Source organism: Jeotgalibacillus proteolyticus, from assembly GCF_002926065.1.
In the GTDB taxonomy this organism is placed as follows: Bacteria; Bacillota; Bacilli; order Bacillales; family Jeotgalibacillaceae; genus Jeotgalibacillus; species Jeotgalibacillus proteolyticus.
On the sequence record NZ_PREZ01000005.1, the window covers coordinates 32,908 to 50,782 of the forward strand.

Here is a 17,875-nt window from a genome sequence, read left to right on the forward strand (position 1 = left end):
AAAGTGGCGAATGGTTTGTAGAGTTACTTAGGAGGTGAAGAGATGGAGAAGTCCGTTACGTTTTCATTTAACAGTGAACGGTTTGTAGGGACAGAAGCAAGTGAAAGCTTTACGTTTAAAGAGCTTGGGATAGACGAGAATTTGGAGGGTGAAGCGCTGAAAAGAGAGACCAGCTTACTCTTTCTTTTAGTATGGTTGTTGAAGGGAAAAACTGTTTTTGAAATCAGATCTTTTCTATTGAGAAGTAGTGCTAGAATGAGAGTAGATTCATCCATTACATAGGATTAGGGGATGGTTTAATGAGTACATCTATAAGCATGAAAAGACCGATACCTGTATTGCGTATTTTTGATGAGGAGAAGGCTAGAGAGTTTTATATCGATTTTTTAGAGTTTAAGGTGGATTGGGAGCACCGGTTTGAGGAGGATCTTCCGCTTTATATACAGATTTCTTCGAGTGATTGTATTCTTCATCTTTCGGAGAATTATGGAGATGCGATACCTGGGACTTCTCTTAGGATAGAAGTGGGGAATGTGGAGCTGCTTCACGAGAAGCTTCTCGGGAAGAAGTATAAGTTTGCTCGTCCGGGGCTTGAGACGACGGAATGGAATACGCGGGAGGTCCGGATTGGGGATCCATTTGGGAATCGGATTGTTTTTTATGAGGGTGTTCGTTAAAGTGCTAGGGGTAAATACTTGTTGATGGAGGCGTGTTGATTTCCATTGCAGGGGCAGGCTTTCCGCGGGGCGGGAGCTGAGCTAACTTGCTTCGCAAATGGATCTCAGCCTTCCCGCTTTATCCCGCTGGAGTCTTCCCCTTCCACTGCAATCAAATTGTTCGTATCTTGTTTAGTTCTTTCGAAAATAATGCGGCGATATTCTTCTTCCACAATTCTCTTGGTTTTCACAACGCCTAGAAATAAAGCTGTTATGATCAAGGCAAAGTGGTAGGAAGTGTTCTAAAAAAATTGAGTTAATTTTATCCTTCTTGAAGTTATATTCCAAATTTTTTCTTGAAGCTTTGGTTGAGGGGGCTGAGGGTTGAAAAGCAGTGAAGATCGTTCTGTGAAGGTGAAATTGCTTATCTGTATTCTTCAAGAAAAACTTAGAACTATAGTTGAGGCCTTATATGAAGCATGTAAATTTCCAGTAGATCTATATTCGATAAACCTCGTTCTGCTGCAACTTTTTTTATTAATTCTAGTTCCTGATACATGGCAGAAGAAAGAATCCCTTTGTTAATATTTTTGTTTATTTCTACATAAAAACCCGCTAACAAATCATTGGATAGTTGATCATAAATTTTCTTCACGCCCTCCCCAAAATCAACCCATACCTTTACCTGCCAGTATAATCCATCAAATTATGCTATCATATACCATTTTAAGTATATCATACGTTTCTGATGCAGCAGTTACTACATCAAGACAAAAGATATAGGAGCAGCTAATCAAACGAGTCTTTTAACTTATTAATGCTATCCAAGCGGTCGTAAACGTAAAAAATAAAATAAATTTTTAAGATGAAAAATATTTACAATATAGATTTAGAGGCTGCAACATACTTATTTTAGTCTGTTTCTCAATAAGTATTATTTCCGGATTATTTTTCCTTAATTTGGTTTAAAATATTATATAAAGGGAATATTACTATAATTCAAAGATGAGGAGGCTGAAATGTTAAGTATTTCAGAAAAATTTTTACTTCAGAGAGATCTCGACAGGCTTAAGCAGTTGAAATCAGAACTTCCCTTAGAAGAACGTTATTATAGTGACATGATTATACAGCAAATTTGCTTACTGTCTGGGATTCTTAAGCTGGATTAATGGGATTGATGAAATAAGAATCTGTTTATCTCTTTACAATTACCAGAATATACCGTACAATTGGTTTAATTGAAAAACAATAGAGTTTTCAATCTTGTAATAGTAAAGTTAACAGTTAACTATAAATGATAAAGTTTGGTTCTATGTTGCGGACAATTGAGTCGTAATAAAGCCGAAAAAGATTCACGCAACTTGTGATCTTTTTCGGCTTTTTTTTGTTGAAAGGGCGTGGAAATGGATGAAATACTTTATAGATCATAAAAAGAAAAGAATCCACCACAGCCAGCATGCGGGAGATAAGTGTGAGTTTGTGACAACTCCAATCGAGAAGAGGGAGTTTACTACTGATCTTTCTTATGTTGAAAAACTGGTGCATAAAAGCAATTATTCCAAGTGTCCTCATTGTAGGGAAGTATTAAGAGCGATTAAATGATTTAATATGTACGATGATTACTAATGGATACTCTCCGGGGGCGGTGGCCTGAGCAAGCTTGCTAACGCAAGTGGATCTCAGGCCCTGTTTTATTTCCAGGAGTCTCAGGCTTCCACTGCGATCAGCCCGTTGTGTAGTTGAATTACAATAGCAGGAAATTCAACAGCTGATGCAAAAGCAAGATAAGGATAATGCTCATTCAGCAATAGATAGAAACGATTATCTGCCATCTCAACTTCAGCTTTATAAAAATTGGTTGAGGCGTTGGGGAGATTATATCTATAACTTTCAATAGTTACGAGAAACAATGGAAAAGCATATTTGCTTGAATTGTTTCACCGCTATTTTTGGCGGTTTAATGACTTCTGAATGATAAAAACCAGTTACTCCGCTAGGAAGTTAATTGTTTGTTTTTTTTTCACTTGAAAAGCTTCGTAAAAAGCTCCAGCAGCAACGGAAAATACGAATCACTCGCATAACCAAACCATGTAGATATCTCCTACTGAACTTCGTTATCCAATCGATGAATAGAATCCTAAATGTAAAAGACCCAAATAAGGGTTCCGTATTTATATCATACTTTTTCTTATTTTTTCAGGTATCATAACCACTTCTGTTTTTAAGTCAACAGGTCTAAATGTTTCATCTATGCATTCTTCCCAATACTCTAAATGCTTTTTATCTATCCAGTGACTGGATTTCTGTACTTCTATACCACCTGTACCTTGAACCGAATGCCAATATAAGTACTCATCGCCATTCAATTGCTCTCTCAATATGGTTTCAACATACATTTTTTCACAAGTACATCTTTTATATTGTCGTTTAGAAATCTCAACCATTCATCTACACGTTCTGATTTCCCTTTTTTCACTCTAAATCTTGTTAATTCTACGTTCATATTTATCCCACATTTTGGTATCTTGTTTATTTCACATATCGTCACAGATATTATTATTTGCATCAAAATATCCTACAAATTTAAATAAACTAAAAAGCGGGTGAGGTCAAATGCTCTATTTATTCATAATTGCCGTAATAGCCTTTGTATATGTCCTCTCCCGTTTGATTCTGCTGAAAAAAGAAATTAAACGTGCAGATCGTCAGCTGGGTCATGTAAACAAGCAACATACCGGAAAGAAGCTAACTGTTCATTTTTAAGACCGGGATTTTGAGGAACTGGCAAAGAAAATAAATAAACAGATTGATCTAACAAGATTGGCAGAGGCAAAAAGGCTCTCCAATGAAAATGAGTTAAAACAGGCGATTTCTCATTTTTCTCATGATATTCGTACGCCTATGACCTCCATCTTAGGCTATATTCAACTTCTGGAATCAGACGAAATAAGTGATGAAGAAAAAAAGAACTATCTAGAAACTATAAAAAACAGTGCCGGAAGATTAAAGATTTTACTTGGGGATTTCTTCGAGCTCTCGGTTATTGAACAAGCTGATTATCCCATGAAAATGGAGAAGGTGCGCTTAAACGAGTTAATTACTGAGACACTGCTTGGTTTTTAACAGGAATTTAATAAAAAGTATATAAAGCCTGCGATCGATCTCAGAGAAAAAAACATTGTACTGAAGGCCGACTCATCTTCTTTTAAAAGGGTGATTGAAAATTTAATCGTAAATGCGATTAGATACTCAACTGCTAATGTGAGTATCCAGCTGATAAAAACTGATTCAAACGTTCAACTTAAAATCTCAAATCCTGTTGATCAGCTTACGGAAGAGGATGTACATCGGATGTTTGACCGTTTTTATAAGACCGATCAGACAAGAACAGGCAGCGGTACTGGCCTTGGCTTCCCCATCGCAAAATGCTTAATGGAAAAAATGAATGGAAGCATTTACGCCGAATTCAAGGATAACCAATTAACCATGATTTGTGAATGGCATGATAAGCTGTAGAGGTTTTTAATGAATACGGGCCACCGCGTTGTAGTTTTCATGCTTAGCTCCTTTCGATTGGAGTGGCTGATCTCCACTCTCTCTGGTTGAAGTGTTTGTGTTTAGTTACCTATTACTATTAAATGCTTCACCATAGAATTCACGTAGCTCATCAGCGTTATCCTGCCACGTAATTGGTTCATTATTAATGATCTGAGCCAGTACATCCAGACACCTATGCCAACCTGCCGCAGTATTAATTGCCCATGCACCATCCTCAAAAGTATGGGTGAAAATCATTCGGCAGCCTTCTTTACCTTCCTCTAATGTGATGTAGATCTGGTCCTCCATTTCCTTGAAGCCAAATACATATGGTTCTTTTAAATCCGTAATCGTTCCAGAATAGGTCGTCCCTTCCCCATCATCAAAGGAAATTCGGCCTCCAATTCTCAGGTCCATTTCTCCAGTTGCAAAAGGGTACCATTCGGAAAAAACCTTAGGATTGGTTAGTGCAGAGTAGACCTCTTTTGCGCTTTTAGTGAATAAACGTTCAAATCGCAACGCGTATCGATTGTTTGACTCTTGCAGCGTACCATAATTATTCATCATTCATTCTCCTTTCTTTCTTTGAAGGTCCTTTACTAGTATTATCCTTTGTAATCTAGGTGCTTTAACCACTTGAGGGAAACAGAAAAACTGGAAAACACTCAGATTACACGCTTTCATCCATCGCATCCTCAATAAAAGCCTTTAGCACATGCAACGCAGACACGCAGTCGTTTAATGACGTCCATTCTTTCGGATTATGGCTGATGCCGTCCTTGCTTCTGACAAACAGCATCGCGGCCGGATATTTACTGCCAAGATTCATGGCGTCATGCCCTGCCCCGCTTGGAATATAAACAGGTTCAATTTCAAATTTGTGCAGCGCACTGGCGAGTTTGTCCTGAAGCTCTTTTTCAATCGGCAATGGCGTTATTCTTGTATTGACCTTTACGTTCACTTCAATGCTGCGCTCTGAAGCGATAGTTTTTGCTTTTTCAGTAATCAATTCAACAAGTCTGTCACGCGGTTCTTCCTGGATATCACGGCAGTCGACGATCATTTCTACCTGCTGGGCGATCACATTGACTCCATTTGGATGAACATCAAGCTTTCCAACTGTTGCAACAGCTGTACCTGAAACCTCCCGAGGAAGATCCTCCAATTCTTTTATAAAAATTCCCGCAGCAATCAGCGGATCCCGGCGTCCTGGCATCGGGGTATTTCCGGCATGTCCCGCTTCTCCGGTGAAAGCAATCTCAATCCAGGCAGGACCTGCAATGCCGCTGACAATGCCAACAGGCTGGTCTTCTTGCTCAAGTATCTTCCCCTGCTCAATATGCAGCTCGATAAAGGTTTCGATTTGCCTGTTATGGTTTCTTGCCTCCAGGTACTGTTCGACTGAGCTTCCATAGGATGTGATCACTTCTTCAAACGTGTTTCCTTCCGCATCCCGTAATATGTTCAATTCCTCAGCATCAATTTTCCCCATAAAAGCCCGGCTACCGGTCAAGCCCGTTTTAAAGCGCGAGCCTTCCTCGTCTGAAAAAATCGCGACCTCATACGGTTTTTCCGGTACATAGCCCTGTTCCTTCCAGGCTTCTGCCACCTCCAATGCGCCAAGTACACCAAGCGGACCGTCAAAATGCCCGCCGTTTGGCACGCTGTCCACATGAGAGCCTGACACAATGGAAGGTCCTGCATTTCGACCATCAAGCTTGCCAAATACATTTCCAGCACCATCTGTTGAAACAGTCAAGCCTGCTTCCTCCATCCACTTCATCACAAGCTCCTTCGCCTGCTTTTCAAGTGAGGAGTAGCCGGGACGTGTCACCCCGCCGCTTTCTGTTCTGCCGATCCTTGAAAGCTCATAAAGCCTTGAAGCCAATCGCTCCCCGTTTATCCCTGAGTAGCTTAATTCCGTGTTGTAATCCTGCATTAATTTCTTGTAAAATTGCTGCATCTAAACACCTCTCTGTCTTACCATATTTTTTCTTTTTTTGATCGTATAAGAAGAAATTGAATATGTACAGTATTATCCCTTAAAATCACCCCATGCTGAGTATGAATAGAAATATTGACAATATTTTAATTTTCTATTATTATCAATATCGATAACAATAATAAAAGGATTGATTATGTGACTAAAGAAAAAATGGATTTGATATTACACCCTATCCGCATGCAAGTTATTCAACAACTTTCTAAAGGGGCAGCTACCGTCAACCAGCTTAAGGATTGGCTGCCGGATATACCTCCTGCAACTCTTTATCGACATTTGAACATACTAAAAACTAATGGAATCATTTTTGTTATTGAGGAACGGAAAATACGTGGTGCAGTTGAAAGAACTTATGCTCTTGAGAAGGAAAACCCTATTATGTCTTTAGAGGATTTAACTCAAATGTCCGGGGAAGAACATTTAAAAATATTTATGACATTCTTATCTAATGTTACGGGACAAGCAAAAAATTATCTTCTTGGCAATCCGGATTTAGCTAATGATCCATTTGGCTACAATCAGTTGGACCTATATTTGACAAAAGAAGAGCTTGGAGAATTAAACAATAAAATGAATGAGCTTCTTAAGCCATTCATATCCAAACGGCCTTCAACACAAAATGAGAAAGTGGCACTTATACAAATGCTTTTACCTGACCCTACTACAACTAGAGGAAGTGACAAATACTAATGTTAACCCGATTTTACCGAAAAGTATTTGAACTAAACGGGCACCCCATCGTTGCGAATACGTTAAGAAAGTTTGCACAATCATCCATCAGCAAAGCATTTATCCCTTCATTTACACGGCTTTATAAGTTGAACTTACAGGAAGCAAGCAGAGAAATTCATGAATATAAGTCGCTGCATGATCTTTTCACACGGGAACTGAAAACGGATATACGACCTATAGCCAATTCTCCAGATGCGTTCATCAGCCCTTGCGACAGCGTTTTATCTGTTGTAAATCATTTAACTACGGAGAGCATATTCTTAGTGAAAGGCCAGGAGTATACTGTAGCAGAATTGCTAGGATCAAAAAAGGCAGCGGAAGCATATTCAGGAGGCCAGGTTCTAATTTTTTATTTAAGCCCTGTCGATTACCATCGTGTTCATGTACCAATTGATGCAGAAGTTACAGATGCTTACACCTTGGGGAAGGAAGCAGCGCCTGTGAATAATCTTGGTTTACGGTACGGGCTTCGCCCATTAACACGAAACTACCGATTAGTAACGAATTTTAAAGCGGCCGGGTATCCGTTTGCCCATGTTATGGTAGGTGCTCTAAACGTAAATTCGATTGAGAGAACGAATACAAATCGTGTTGTTAAACGTGGCGATCCTTATGGTTATTTTTCATTTGGTTCTACTGTTGTGATCTGTGTGCCAAAAGACGCCTTTTCGTTTACAGGAAAGATAGGACCGGTAAAAATGGGCGAGGAGATCGGGAAATGGCAGGGAGTCAAGTAATTTGGTTAAAATTGCTTTAGAAACGGATCCGTCTCCCTTTACTTATCAAACAACATTACGCCTGAGAAGTAACCGGATGTTTCACGTGAAATGGATATTTATGATTGCCATTTGCTCTAACAAACAGTACATGATCTCCATTCACTACCTGACTTTTTGTGGTGATATTTTTGTTATCAGGCGTATAATGAAAAACAATTTTACTCGTATCCTTGCTGCTGATCCTTGAAAGAATAGCTTCGATGTCGATTTCGTTTTTACTAATCACATCGTAAAGATCGATTTGCTTTCCTTCCTTTGTATAAATGATAACCGCGTCTTCCTCTTCCAGATAATAGAGGTCATCTGGAAATATATAGATGCAATAAAACATGAGAATCCCTTGAGCATTTTGTGTACTGAAACGGTTGGATACTGGAACTCTTTCCGTTGCAAGTCTATAAATAAAGTTGAGGTGGTAAGGATCTCTGCCATCCAGTTTCCGAATGCCTCCTGCAGTGGGCTTGGTCCAGGAATAGTCCATTGAGAACTGAACCTCCTCAACCCTCTCGAAACCGAATTTAGGATAGAAATCCAGCACACTTTGATTGGCGAACAAGTACATGAGGTCATAACGATTCTCGTATTCCTGTAGTACCTTATTCATTAATTTTGCTGAAAGCCCGCGGTTCCGGTAGTCTGGGTGGGTCATAACTGTTCCAAAAAGGAAATTAATGTTAAACTGTAAGAAGGTAAAAAACAATGAACTAGATCTATTAAAAGGAGGACTCCATATAAAAAAGAAAATTCTATTATTAGTTTTCGTACCAGTTCTTATTATTGGTGCAGGGCTGGGGTATTATTTGAATGAAAAATATAATAGTACTTATGGTGCTTGGAATGTTAATTGGGGCTTCGAAGTTCCAAAGCCGTCACAAATGACGAATGTAATTGAAAGCGATCCGATTTTTCAAGGTGACGGAGAAGCTTATAGAATTGCAGATTATAGTGAAAACAAAGTAGAAAAAGTCAAAAACAAAACCCATTGGGAACAAATAGATAGAGCTGCTTTTAACCAGGTGTCAAAGCGAATTTCTCGTTTTCAAGAAGACGTTCGTGAGATTCATGATGAAGAAGATGCTTACACAAAGGTTTTTAACGGCGGGCAGTCCTGCTCCGAGACTTCCGGATGTGGTGAAGCCTTGTTTCATCGCCAAGTGGATGTTTTGGATTCCTGGTCCTGAATCAATAGCTATGATTCGAATTCCTTTTTTTATCTGTTTTTGGATCGTCTGAAATTGAAAATGTCCGTCTCCTGCATAGCAATAAGTATTTCGGGCAAGCTCTGACGCAGCGGTCAGAATTCTTGCTTGATTGGCGGATTTAAACTGCATGAGCTGGCTTAACTCTCTTGCTGTACTGCGGGCAATAATAATATCGTCTTCTTTCTGGATCGGAATCACAAGAATTTGATCTGCCTGTTGACTATTCATTTATTCCCCCCTAGCATACGTCCCCGTATTAATGGATAAAAAAAGCCAAAAGAAAGTAAGGTACCTTTCTTTTGGCTCATGTCTAGTTCTGTCGCCTAGTTTATTACTGCCATTATGGATGATGAGGTTTTATGATAAACAGAAACACACTTTTGTCCCGGTCAAAATCCCAGGAGGTAAAAGTTTTTCGAAATCGGCTTTAAGAAGGCTTTGAAGCTGTTTTTTATGCTCATCTATTATTCCCTTCTCCAGATTTCGTTTGGCGAGAACTAAAATTTCCGGGTAACCGATCTTACTAATCTCTTTTTCAATTGGAATGAGAATACCGCTGCGTACCACAATCAATGTTCTCGGATTCAGCAGGCAGGAATAAACATTGACCGGAGCTTTTTGCGCTTTAATGCTGATCTCAATAATTTCATTATGGACCTCCAAGTGCTGCTGTTTTCCTGAGAGTCAGGAGCAATTCCTGCGAACATACCCGTTTGAGTCGATAAATTCCAGTCGTAATAAGGCGAAAGGGTTGGATGAATGAGCCAGGATCTTGAATTGATCTTAATGAAAAGAGAGCTTCAAAGACTGCAAGAGGATTATCTTAACTGCAGCAATCAGGTTTTAAAGAATCCATTGAAAATGGACATCGAACTTTTGAGTGCTTTTTTCTCTCAATATGCTTAGAAAGCGTAACTCTCTTTAACCTTTTTTTACAGTGCCCTCTTCTTCAAAAACACAATTATGTCTTATAGCAGGGAAGAATTGGATGAATGATTTAGCTGATGAATAAGAAATTTAATATACCTAACAGGTGCATTCCTTTATTAAGGGTGCTTTTTTTGTGAACCAAAAAGGAAATTAATGTTAATGTAAGGTATAATTAAATTAGTTTCCTACTTAAATTTTCTCACACCAGTCTAATGACTAAAAAAGGAGGCTGCCAAATGACAAGCGAATTCTCCGTAATGGATTTTGAAATCATCACTGAACGGCTTTCCATGCGTTTATGGGAGGAAATGGATGCATCCTGGTATAGGGAACTTGTCGGGGAACGTGGAGTTGATGAGCCAACTTTTGAAGAGGCTTGCGAACGTGTGATGAGTTTACGCGCGAGTGCATTGGAAAACGGGATTAGTTTACTTCCAATTCGCCGCAAAGATGAAGGCGATATTATTGGCTATTGTGGATTAATTATTGGACGTTCTACTTTAGAAGAGCCGGAAATTGCTTATGAATTATTCAAAAGAGCCCACGGAAAAGGCTATGCCACAGAAGCCGCTTCAGCCATTATCGAAGCTGCAGCTGCCACTGGACGTAAACGTCTGTGGGCTACTGTAGGGTCCTGGAACAGGGCTTCCTTTCGTGTTCTCGAAAAGATTGGCTTCACGCGTCAGCATAGTACCTGGAAAGATGATGGTGAGGAAATTGTTTGGAATATGCGTGAACTTTCATTGTAGCGTTCACCTTTTTGCCTATTACTACCCTACACTGATAGCACATTCACTTGTGTTATATTATTTAATTCTCTAAAACGGGAATCTATTAACAATCTTTCACTAATCTGATTTATCCTCAACCTCATTGCTCAACCATTTTTCTTCCGCCTGGTATCTACGCAAGGTATCTGTAATAGCATCTTTAACGACCCTTGGATAATTATTATGGATTTCCATTTCCAGTCCAGTGATATCGACTCTAAGTAATTCGAGTGTTTTCACCTTATCTTCCATAGACATATATTGATAGATTTTTCTCATGAAGTACACCTCTATTTAACCCATTAAAATTCCTGCCATCCATTTAGCCTTACGAATTATCATTTTTATCCCCATAATACGCTTTTAATTCTTTATAAATATAATCAGCTATGTTTTCCGGAAAATAATTATTGAATTCATGCTTGTACTTCGCAAGGAAGTTTTCATCTTCTATTAGCGTTAAAAAGTTTCTGTCTGTGGGCAAAAGGTTATACATTTCGTTTAGAATTTCCTGCGCTTTTTCCCTGCTTTCAGGATCATCATTTTGAACAGTATTACTAATTGTTTGAATTAAATACCATACTTTCTGATCCATTTTCTCCTGATAATCTGGATGATAAAGCAGCTTTATATCTTCCAGGAGCTCCTTGTTATCTGCAAAATGTTCTTCCATCGCCTGGATTTGTGATTTTTCTCGTCTAAACAAATCAAGCATGATAAAAGCAAATTCATCCAGGTCATCTTCAGAAATTCCTTCAATGCTATAGAGACGATCCATTCTCGTAATGACTTCAAGCTTGTCATTTAATTCTGCTTGTTTTTTCTTAATTAGCTGCTTCTGTAATCGTAATAACTCGCGACTTTTCATCCTCTGATTAACCATTTGCTCTTTTATTTCATTTAGAGATAGGCCCAAATGCTTTAAGATCATGATTTGCTGGAAAAATTCCCAGTCTGATCGTGTATATACTTTCCGACCACTATTATTAAATTTCCCGGGGGTTAGTAAGCCCAATTTATCGTAATATCGCAGAGTTCGAACGGTTGAACCAACTAATTTAGCAAACTGACCAATTGTTACTTCCATTTGGACACCTCCTTTCTCAATTATAGCTTGTTACGTAAGGTCACAATCAAGGTTTCCAAAATTGATGGAAAAGAAGAGTTTGCATACGACGTTACGTCACAATTTATCATTGTTCTATATTCAACTTGAGAGGAAGGTTAAGTATGGAACAACCATCATTATTTCGAAATCGGTCATTTGTGTTTTTATTTATCGGAAGTTTTTTAGCGATCATTGGTTTTAGTATGTTTTTCATGACAACAACCTGGTTTGTCATTTCTGAGTTAGGTTCAGCAAGATCATTAGGGCTTATTCTCATCGCGATAACGGTACCACGAATCCTCATGATGGCATTTGGCGGGGTTCTCGCTGATAAATTCAAAAAAACCACGATTATGTTCAGTACGAGTTTTATCCAGGGGATGCTTTTGATTATCGTTTTCTTATTAAACAATTCAAATCAATTAACATTTGGATTTCTGGTCATTTTGGGATTTGCATTTGGTACTTTAGATGCTTTTTCAGGACCGGCTGGAACTTCTCTCATTCCTAAATTGGTTCAGGTAGATCAAATTAAGCAAGCGAATGCCGTCATTCAAGGGTTAGGTCAAATTGGTTTTATTGTGGGGCCCGTTATTTCCGGCAGCGTCATGGAATTTGGCGGAGTGACAAGCGGCTACTTCGTTTCGGCTTGCATTGTTTTACTGTCTGCCTTCTTTATGTTTCCGCCTTTCTTAAAAGAAGGTCCTGTCGACAACACGATAAAACAAACACCGCTTAAGGATTTTATTGAAGGATTTTCCTATGTAAAAGCAAGTAAGTTCTTAGTCACTGGAATTCTTATTTTAATCACGCTAAACTTCTTTGCTTTTGGTGCGATCTCTATTGCCATTCCTATTTTAGTGGAAACATACGGGGGAACACCAATAAACCTTAGCTACATTGAAGCGGCTTTAGGGATTGGAATGCTTGTCAGTACAGCTCTAATCGGGGTGGTCAAAATACGCGCCCGAGGATTGATTTCAATTGCTGGATTGATTGGAACCTTACTTGTGGCTGTAGCATTTAGTCAAATTCCAAATTTGACTATTTTAACGGGATTAGCGTTCTTAATCGGGTTTACGATGACATTTGTTTTTATTCCATTTTTCACTTCAGCACAGGAAGATACTGATCCTCGAATTATGGGAAGAGTGATGAGTATTATCTTCCTGGCAATGAATGGTTTTGATCCGCTTGCCTACGCCGGTGTCACGTTACTCGTTGCCAGAGGATTTGATATTCAATCAATCATTTTGTCCTTTTCTCTTGCAGGACTGATTGTTTCACTTTTCATTCTGTGGAGAGGGAAGGCGTATAGGGAGTACACGTCAAACTATTAACTATTGGAGGGTGGGACAACTATGTCTCAACCTCTTTTACTCTTCATCCATCTGTAGTATCACAACATTAATTTCTTTTGTCAGGGGAAAAAGATGGACTTCCACGTTCCATGCTGTTTTTTTAACGATCACACTATTGTCTTCGGATGCCATTAACCACAACATTGGGTCCAGCTCTTCATCGTAGACCATCATAGCAGTTTCATCATGATCAATCATTGCTTTGTACGGTGCATCGACCTTAACATCCCATCCATTAAAAGCATAAACCATCTTTTTTCCTCCTTTTACCTTTTCATGTTTAAGTAAATCAAATCAGGCATCCGGTTCACTGCGCTTCAGGGGGACGCTTTCCGCGGGGCGGGGCTTGAGCTAACTTGCTATCGCAAGTGGATCTCAAGCTCCCGCATCATCCCGCTGGAGTCGCCCCCTTACGCTTCGTTCACCTCTCAATTCGGAAAGAACATACCAGCAAAGTTTCATTTTACGCAATTAAAAATAAATGATTTAGTTTCTTCCGTTGCCTGCTTAAATTCCCAATCCCCATAAACCTGGATTTGTGAAAATCCTTCTTCCTGCAGAGATTGACGGATTTCTTCCTGCGTTCGAAATTTCAGCTGCATTTTTTCACGTATGAGTACTTCTTTTGTACGTGCATTTTGTACGGATTCATAAAAGGTAAAGACACCTTCTTTAAACCCGTCATACTCCGTCCATATTTCAAGCGGCTCCCCGGTCGCTTCATTTGTTGCAAGGTCAGGCGTCAGATCTTTTTCCCATTGCTCCCATACTTTTGCTAATGGATTACGCGTATCAAAAATAAAATGTCCTCCAGGCTTTAATGACCGATATACATCTGATATAACGTTTTTCCAGCTTTCATCTGTAAGAAATACCTGTGCAACATTTGCCGTCATGATGACTGTATCAAATGCATTTGTTTGTAAATCTGAGCTGTAGCCAACGATCCAGGTCACCTCACCTGGGTACTCCTGCTTTTTCGCATAGTTAATTGCTTCTTCATTTGGATCTATAGCCGTTATGTGATAGCCCGCTTTTGCAAAATGGGAAGTCAATCTGCCTGTTCCGCAGCCTAAATCAGCGATCTTTTTTGCATTTACTTTTTTTAAATTCGCTATGAAAAATTCATCGTCTTTCCCCCAGCGGTTCACCTGGTCATATACTAATGGAATCATTTTGTTACCTGCTTTCTGGTTTTAGTTATGAAAAGAGCACAGTACATGGGTATCAATGATCAAAAATCATCTCCCCCTAACCTTTAGACCTGTTGTATAAGATTCGCTCTTTTAAAAAGAGCATCCCTTGGTGGAGGAATGCAGTGGTTAGTTTAATACTATCTAATTTTTTTGGTTAATGTAAATGTTTTCTGAGACACTACGTAAGCCAAGGCTGCGATTAGTAATGCTCCAAGAAATGGAATAATTGAGGTCTGTCCAAACACCACTTCCCCGCTAAATTGGTTGTTTGGAGTAAAATCCGGTGTATGTAGAGATGTCAGAAGTAAACCCGATCCAATTTGGAATACGAAATAAAGTAAAACAAAGCTTAAAATAAATACAATGAACTTCTTCAACCTTCCCACTCCCTTTACCTTATCTACGGGATCGTGCTGAAAAAAGTTTCGTACAATAATCTTCTAAACTAATCTTATCCTTGTACTTCAATTTTTTCGCTTTTCATTTTATATAAATATAGTCTAGAAAATATGGCGAAATGATGATTTCGTCAGGTGTGGTGAGTAATGTTTTACCTGCTAGCTATGCCAAGAAGGAGCTTGAATTCTGTACGTTTTTTCTTTTGGCGTTTAAAGCCCTCTTTTAAATCTGCAATTAGCACCGTCTTTCCAATCCAGATTCTTATGTACAAGGAATGAAAGATTATCGGTCTCTTTATTCCCTTTACCTTATATTCCGTACCATTCTCCAGCTCTGTTTCAGTTCTGATTAGCCATGTGTTTCCCAGTCCAAAATCAATGTATTTCATAAGTAGTACACCTCTGACATGCTGGTACTTTATTTCCTAAGGCTTTATTGCGTCGATAATTAAAGAAGGGAATACAAGGGTTCCGTGGATCATACTTTTTTGAACGGAATATCACGCCATCTGGTCCGCCCCACTCGTTAAGAAGTCCTTATTCTGCTCAGACATCTGCTGAAACCCTCGATGGACTGCACGCGTTCATTATTCTTATCCACCTTTTCATTTGCAGGTTTTCCTCAAAGGAACATTTGCACCGACAATTCAATAGTAATCAAAATTTCAAGAAGCACTCTTTTTCAACTCTTTAACTAAGGATCCTTATTCACTTTCTCTATGCTTTAAATCGTCTAACTCTTTGTTTGTCACATAACTGATTTGATAGATTTCATCCTTCTCCACCCAATAATCATACGTTACGTCCTGCTCGTTTTCGAAAATTACTCCTATATAATACGGATTACTTGACCTGTGCCCATCTTCTCGATGAGCACTTGTTTTAATGGTCCACTTTTCATTCGGGTAATTCTGCTCTAAGTATGGTTCTAACAACTCAACTTTTATCTTGATTTGGCTATCAATCCAATAGGGCCGGGCGATGAAAAATAGGGAGTATGCTAAGAAAATGACGCAGGCTGAAGCCCACCCGACCTTTCTCATTTTCTTTCTAAAAAAAAATGAAATCATTAAAATTACAGCAATGACTATACCTACAATTGTAAATTCCATGATTTCTGTTGGGTACATAATAGCCTCCTGACCTGATTCTTCTACTAATTCCACAAAAAATAGCACTTCTCCTTCCTGAAGAAATGCTTCCTTTTATAAACGAATAAAGCGCAGAGTGAGATGCACTCTACGCTTCTTCAATTATTACCTTTGTGGCTAAAACCCTTAGAACATTTAGTTCTTCGCATTTTAACTCTCGTTTTAGCTTTCCTTGAAAATCATTTACAAGCTGGCTTAACAGGTTTAAATCAACGAATATACTTGTTTGCCTCTGTAAAATCAAGAGCCACCCCTTTTATTTATTTGACCACTAACCCCTCTCAACTGCTGTAATTAGACTATATACTATTTTCAGAGAATAAAAACATAAATATTTCTTTATTTGTTTTATTTATGCTTATTTTTAACGTATACTACCTATCTTTTAATTATTTTGGAATGTAATAATTAAAACAGAACAGCCTCTTAAGCCCTATCAGTCAGGAGTCGATTTAAAATACTTGAATTAAGAAATTATTCTGTGCATTAGACAGGGTGGTCAACGCATGGATTATTTTTTCTATCTAGATCTGTTAACTCCAAAAGACGGGCTGACCATTTATAATCAACCCATTTATTGATTTCCTTGTTAATCGAACTGATTCTTAACTTTTATTTTATACATCCCCATGGATTGAAGGTCTCCTTCATACGCTAAATAGTTTGAATGAATCAGCTGACGTATTCTGTATTCAATCCATGAGTCGGATATAGTCTGCTTTGAATGACCAATTACTTCACCAACCAAGCTTGTGGCATTTATAAACTCCTGCTCTGGCATTTCACTATGTAGTCTGATGGCACTTTCTAAAATAAATCGATCATCCCGGCTCTCTCTTTCTTCTACAATTTCTCCATTTATCCAGGATCGAACTACGCCTTCACTGCTTACTAATCGTTCTCCACCCTTCACGTAGTTGCTTTTCATTTTTTCTGAAATTGAACAGGTTGAATGCTTGTAAAAATGAGCGAGCTGCTCCGGAACACATTCACCAGTATGACGAATATGAATTTGAACATCCTCAAGCTTTGTATAATCCTCCATTGCATCAGATGTATTAATTAAACGAAGCTCAACTTCTTTATCCTTTAACAAAAAGCAGCTGATTCTAAGTCCGATTTGCTCCGAAGCATTTTCAGAAGTCCATATTGTTACCTGCTCACCATCCTCAATTTCTTCTACTTGCTGTAGGGACTGACTGCAGGTTGCTTGATCTTCTTTATAAAAACCCCAGACCGGATGGTACGCAGACTTTACCCAGGAGAAATAGTTATCAATACCGCTTTGTTGATGTATGTTGGTGAACGGTCCGACAGAAAAATCAATTGGGAATTCTATTATTTTATGATTCCCTTTTCTTAGCGCGTACTTTAATGACCCGGCTGCTGCAGCTCCGAATATGAGATGAATCATAGTGTCACGTCCTTTAATTAAATGGTTGTTCATCTTTTTACAGCCTTAATTCGCTCCACTCAGTACAAAAATCGCAGCCACTTATGTTCTGGTTGATGTAATTCCAGCGCGCTTTTTAGCCATCTTTTCTTTTCTTTTTCAAGATAATTCATCGCAGCAATAAAGTCTTGATGGTCTTTTTCTCTTGTATTTTTGGCCTTATATAATAAGACAATTTCCGGATTCAGGTATGGAATCCCTGTTTTAGAAACACTCCAAACCGAATCAAGTGGAGAGGATATCCTTGTATCTCTTCTGAATTTCCACTCATTATTATTTGTTTCATTAAGTAGAACTTCGAGGTCGTCACCATTCGCTGCGTTTGAAGCGTGTATTTCGTGAATGGGTAACTCTACATGCTCGTTTTCCCATGTATGGAATTGACCGTTAATAACCTTTTTGAAGTCCCAGCCTCGGAGATGCCTCTTTAAATACTGCTGATCTTTTCGAAAAACAGCTAACTCTATATCATTATGTACTCTCGTTTCATGACCGATAAAGAGATCAATTGCCCACCCACCAGCAAAGAACCATGGCTTATCAAATCCATCCATTAATAAAGAAATACGCTGACATTGTTCAAATGACATATTATCCTCC

Annotated in this window: 26 protein-coding genes and 2 pseudogenes; 10 read left to right on the plus strand and 18 right to left on the minus strand. The window is 38.7% G+C overall.

The window, feature by feature from the left end; all coding sequences use genetic code 11:
• The first annotated feature begins 42 nt into the window (after positions 1-42).
• Both C4B60_RS13255 and C4B60_RS13260 read left to right on the plus strand, forming a co-directional pair.
• The gene (locus tag C4B60_RS13255) at positions 43-282 is read left to right on the plus strand and encodes a hypothetical protein (protein WP_104058509.1); all 240 of its coding nucleotides are present in this window, start codon (positions 43-45) and stop codon (positions 280-282) included.
• A 17-nt stretch (positions 283-299) separates the two neighbouring features.
• Complete coding sequence (locus C4B60_RS13260) at positions 300-677, plus strand: glyoxalase superfamily protein (protein WP_104058510.1); 378 nt, start codon at positions 300-302, stop codon at positions 675-677.
• 433 nt (positions 678-1,110) lie between these two features.
• On the opposite strand, the gene C4B60_RS13265 is transcribed toward C4B60_RS13260, so the two are convergent.
• The 3 genes and pseudogenes from C4B60_RS13265 to C4B60_RS13275 all read right to left on the minus strand — a co-directional run bounded on the left by C4B60_RS13265 (position 1,111) and on the right by C4B60_RS13275 (position 3,159).
• On the minus strand, positions 1,111-1,311 hold the full coding sequence (locus tag C4B60_RS13265; protein WP_104058511.1) for a hypothetical protein: 201 nt from the start codon (positions 1,309-1,311) through the stop codon (positions 1,111-1,113).
• Between the two features lie 1,051 nt (positions 1,312-2,362).
• Positions 2,363-2,488 carry a hypothetical protein gene (locus C4B60_RS21850; RefSeq protein WP_280632271.1) on the minus strand — a complete coding sequence of 42 codons (126 nt, stop codon included), beginning with the start codon at positions 2,486-2,488 and terminating at the stop codon, positions 2,363-2,365.
• Between the two features lie 339 nt (positions 2,489-2,827).
• Positions 2,828-3,159 (minus strand): annotated as a pseudogene (locus C4B60_RS13275) (DUF6176 family protein).
• A 110-nt stretch (positions 3,160-3,269) separates the two neighbouring features.
• On the opposite strand from C4B60_RS13275, the gene C4B60_RS21695 reads away from it, so the two are divergent.
• Genes C4B60_RS21695 through C4B60_RS21705 form a run of 3 tightly spaced genes read left to right on the plus strand, consistent with a single transcriptional unit; the run spans position 3,270 to position 4,172 of the window.
• Positions 3,270-3,419, plus strand: a complete 150-nt coding sequence (locus C4B60_RS21695; RefSeq protein ID WP_245153977.1) for a hypothetical protein — start codon at positions 3,270-3,272, stop codon at positions 3,417-3,419.
• A 57-nt stretch (positions 3,420-3,476) separates the two neighbouring features.
• Positions 3,477-3,779 (plus strand): sensor histidine kinase, encoded by a 303-nt coding sequence (locus C4B60_RS21700; RefSeq protein WP_245153978.1) that lies wholly within the window; start codon positions 3,477-3,479, stop codon positions 3,777-3,779.
• A gap of 60 nt (positions 3,780-3,839) precedes the next feature.
• A complete protein-coding gene (locus C4B60_RS21705) occupies positions 3,840-4,172 on the plus strand; it encodes a sensor histidine kinase (protein ID WP_280632278.1) in 333 nt (110 codons plus the stop codon).
• A 105-nt stretch (positions 4,173-4,277) separates the two neighbouring features.
• Here C4B60_RS21705 and C4B60_RS13285 read toward each other — a convergent pair whose 3' ends face one another.
• Positions 4,278-4,757: an SRPBCC family protein gene (locus tag C4B60_RS13285; RefSeq protein ID WP_104058513.1), complete on the minus strand. Its 480-nt coding sequence runs from the start codon at positions 4,755-4,757 to the stop codon at positions 4,278-4,280.
• A gap of 106 nt (positions 4,758-4,863) precedes the next feature.
• A complete protein-coding gene (locus C4B60_RS13290; protein WP_104058514.1) occupies positions 4,864-6,156 on the minus strand; it encodes a Zn-dependent hydrolase in 1,293 nt (430 codons plus the stop codon).
• A 177-nt stretch (positions 6,157-6,333) separates the two neighbouring features.
• Here C4B60_RS13290 and C4B60_RS13295 point away from each other — a divergent pair, with 177 nt between their 5' ends.
• Together C4B60_RS13295 and C4B60_RS13300 are read left to right on the plus strand one after the other, a co-directional pair.
• The gene (locus tag C4B60_RS13295; RefSeq protein WP_104058515.1) at positions 6,334-6,885 is read left to right on the plus strand and encodes a helix-turn-helix domain-containing protein; all 552 of its coding nucleotides are present in this window, start codon (positions 6,334-6,336) and stop codon (positions 6,883-6,885) included.
• Entirely contained in the window at positions 6,885-7,664 is a 780-nt protein-coding gene (locus tag C4B60_RS13300; RefSeq protein ID WP_104058516.1) for a phosphatidylserine decarboxylase, read from the plus strand. The genes C4B60_RS13295 and C4B60_RS13300 overlap by 1 nt, the downstream gene beginning before the upstream one ends.
• A 55-nt stretch (positions 7,665-7,719) precedes the next feature.
• On the opposite strand, the gene C4B60_RS13305 is transcribed toward C4B60_RS13300, so the two are convergent.
• From C4B60_RS13305 to C4B60_RS13315, 3 genes are all read right to left on the minus strand, one after another.
• On the minus strand, positions 7,720-8,355 hold the full coding sequence (locus C4B60_RS13305; protein ID WP_104058930.1) for a GNAT family N-acetyltransferase: 636 nt from the start codon (positions 8,353-8,355) through the stop codon (positions 7,720-7,722).
• Positions 8,356-8,725: 370 nt separating this feature from the next.
• Positions 8,726-9,136, minus strand: coding sequence for an ATP-binding protein (locus C4B60_RS13310; protein ID WP_104058517.1), 411 nt, complete (start codon positions 9,134-9,136; stop codon positions 8,726-8,728).
• A 129-nt stretch (positions 9,137-9,265) separates the two neighbouring features.
• Positions 9,266-9,571: a hypothetical protein gene (locus C4B60_RS13315; protein ID WP_104058518.1), complete on the minus strand. Its 306-nt coding sequence runs from the start codon at positions 9,569-9,571 to the stop codon at positions 9,266-9,268.
• A 96-nt stretch (positions 9,572-9,667) separates the two neighbouring features.
• Here C4B60_RS13315 and C4B60_RS21500 point away from each other — a divergent pair, with 96 nt between their 5' ends.
• On the plus strand, positions 9,668-9,814 hold the full coding sequence (locus tag C4B60_RS21500) for a hypothetical protein (RefSeq protein ID WP_167578665.1): 147 nt from the start codon (positions 9,668-9,670) through the stop codon (positions 9,812-9,814).
• A gap of 260 nt (positions 9,815-10,074) precedes the next feature.
• A complete protein-coding gene (locus C4B60_RS13320; protein ID WP_104058519.1) occupies positions 10,075-10,587 on the plus strand; it encodes a GNAT family N-acetyltransferase in 513 nt (170 codons plus the stop codon).
• A 99-nt stretch (positions 10,588-10,686) separates the two neighbouring features.
• Here C4B60_RS13320 and C4B60_RS13325 read toward each other — a convergent pair whose 3' ends face one another.
• Positions 10,687-10,887, minus strand: coding sequence for a hypothetical protein (locus tag C4B60_RS13325; protein WP_104058520.1), 201 nt, complete (start codon positions 10,885-10,887; stop codon positions 10,687-10,689).
• Between the two features lie 49 nt (positions 10,888-10,936).
• Positions 10,937-11,695: a MerR family transcriptional regulator gene (locus tag C4B60_RS13330; protein WP_104058521.1), complete on the minus strand. Its 759-nt coding sequence runs from the start codon at positions 11,693-11,695 to the stop codon at positions 10,937-10,939.
• A gap of 143 nt (positions 11,696-11,838) precedes the next feature.
• Here C4B60_RS13330 and C4B60_RS13335 point away from each other — a divergent pair, with 143 nt between their 5' ends.
• Positions 11,839-13,056 carry an MFS transporter gene (locus C4B60_RS13335; RefSeq protein ID WP_104058522.1) on the plus strand — a complete coding sequence of 406 codons (1,218 nt, stop codon included), beginning with the start codon at positions 11,839-11,841 and terminating at the stop codon, positions 13,054-13,056.
• Between the two features lie 36 nt (positions 13,057-13,092).
• Here C4B60_RS13335 and C4B60_RS13340 read toward each other — a convergent pair whose 3' ends face one another.
• The 8 genes and pseudogenes from C4B60_RS13340 to C4B60_RS13375 form a co-directional block, all read right to left on the minus strand.
• Positions 13,093-13,329, minus strand: coding sequence for a hypothetical protein (locus C4B60_RS13340; RefSeq protein WP_104058523.1), 237 nt, complete (start codon positions 13,327-13,329; stop codon positions 13,093-13,095).
• Positions 13,330-13,535: 206 nt separating this feature from the next.
• A complete protein-coding gene (locus tag C4B60_RS13345; RefSeq protein ID WP_104058524.1) occupies positions 13,536-14,252 on the minus strand; it encodes a class I SAM-dependent methyltransferase in 717 nt (238 codons plus the stop codon).
• A gap of 158 nt (positions 14,253-14,410) precedes the next feature.
• Positions 14,411-14,650, minus strand: coding sequence for a hypothetical protein (locus C4B60_RS13350; protein WP_104058525.1), 240 nt, complete (start codon positions 14,648-14,650; stop codon positions 14,411-14,413).
• A gap of 173 nt (positions 14,651-14,823) precedes the next feature.
• Positions 14,824-15,060 (minus strand): DUF3977 family protein, encoded by a 237-nt coding sequence (locus tag C4B60_RS13355; RefSeq protein ID WP_104058526.1) that lies wholly within the window; start codon positions 15,058-15,060, stop codon positions 14,824-14,826.
• A gap of 36 nt (positions 15,061-15,096) precedes the next feature.
• A pseudogene (locus C4B60_RS21710) lies at positions 15,097-15,199 on the minus strand (class I SAM-dependent methyltransferase); the annotation flags it as partial.
• 176 nt (positions 15,200-15,375) lie between these two features.
• Entirely contained in the window at positions 15,376-15,849 is a 474-nt protein-coding gene (locus C4B60_RS13365; RefSeq protein WP_245153981.1) for a hypothetical protein, read from the minus strand.
• A 562-nt stretch (positions 15,850-16,411) separates the two neighbouring features.
• Complete coding sequence (locus tag C4B60_RS13370) at positions 16,412-17,269, minus strand: DUF1835 domain-containing protein (RefSeq protein WP_104058527.1); 858 nt, start codon at positions 17,267-17,269, stop codon at positions 16,412-16,414.
• A gap of 26 nt (positions 17,270-17,295) precedes the next feature.
• Positions 17,296-17,865: a nucleotidyltransferase domain-containing protein gene (locus C4B60_RS13375; RefSeq protein ID WP_104058528.1), complete on the minus strand. Its 570-nt coding sequence runs from the start codon at positions 17,863-17,865 to the stop codon at positions 17,296-17,298.
• Between the last annotated feature and the right edge of the window lie 10 nt (positions 17,866-17,875).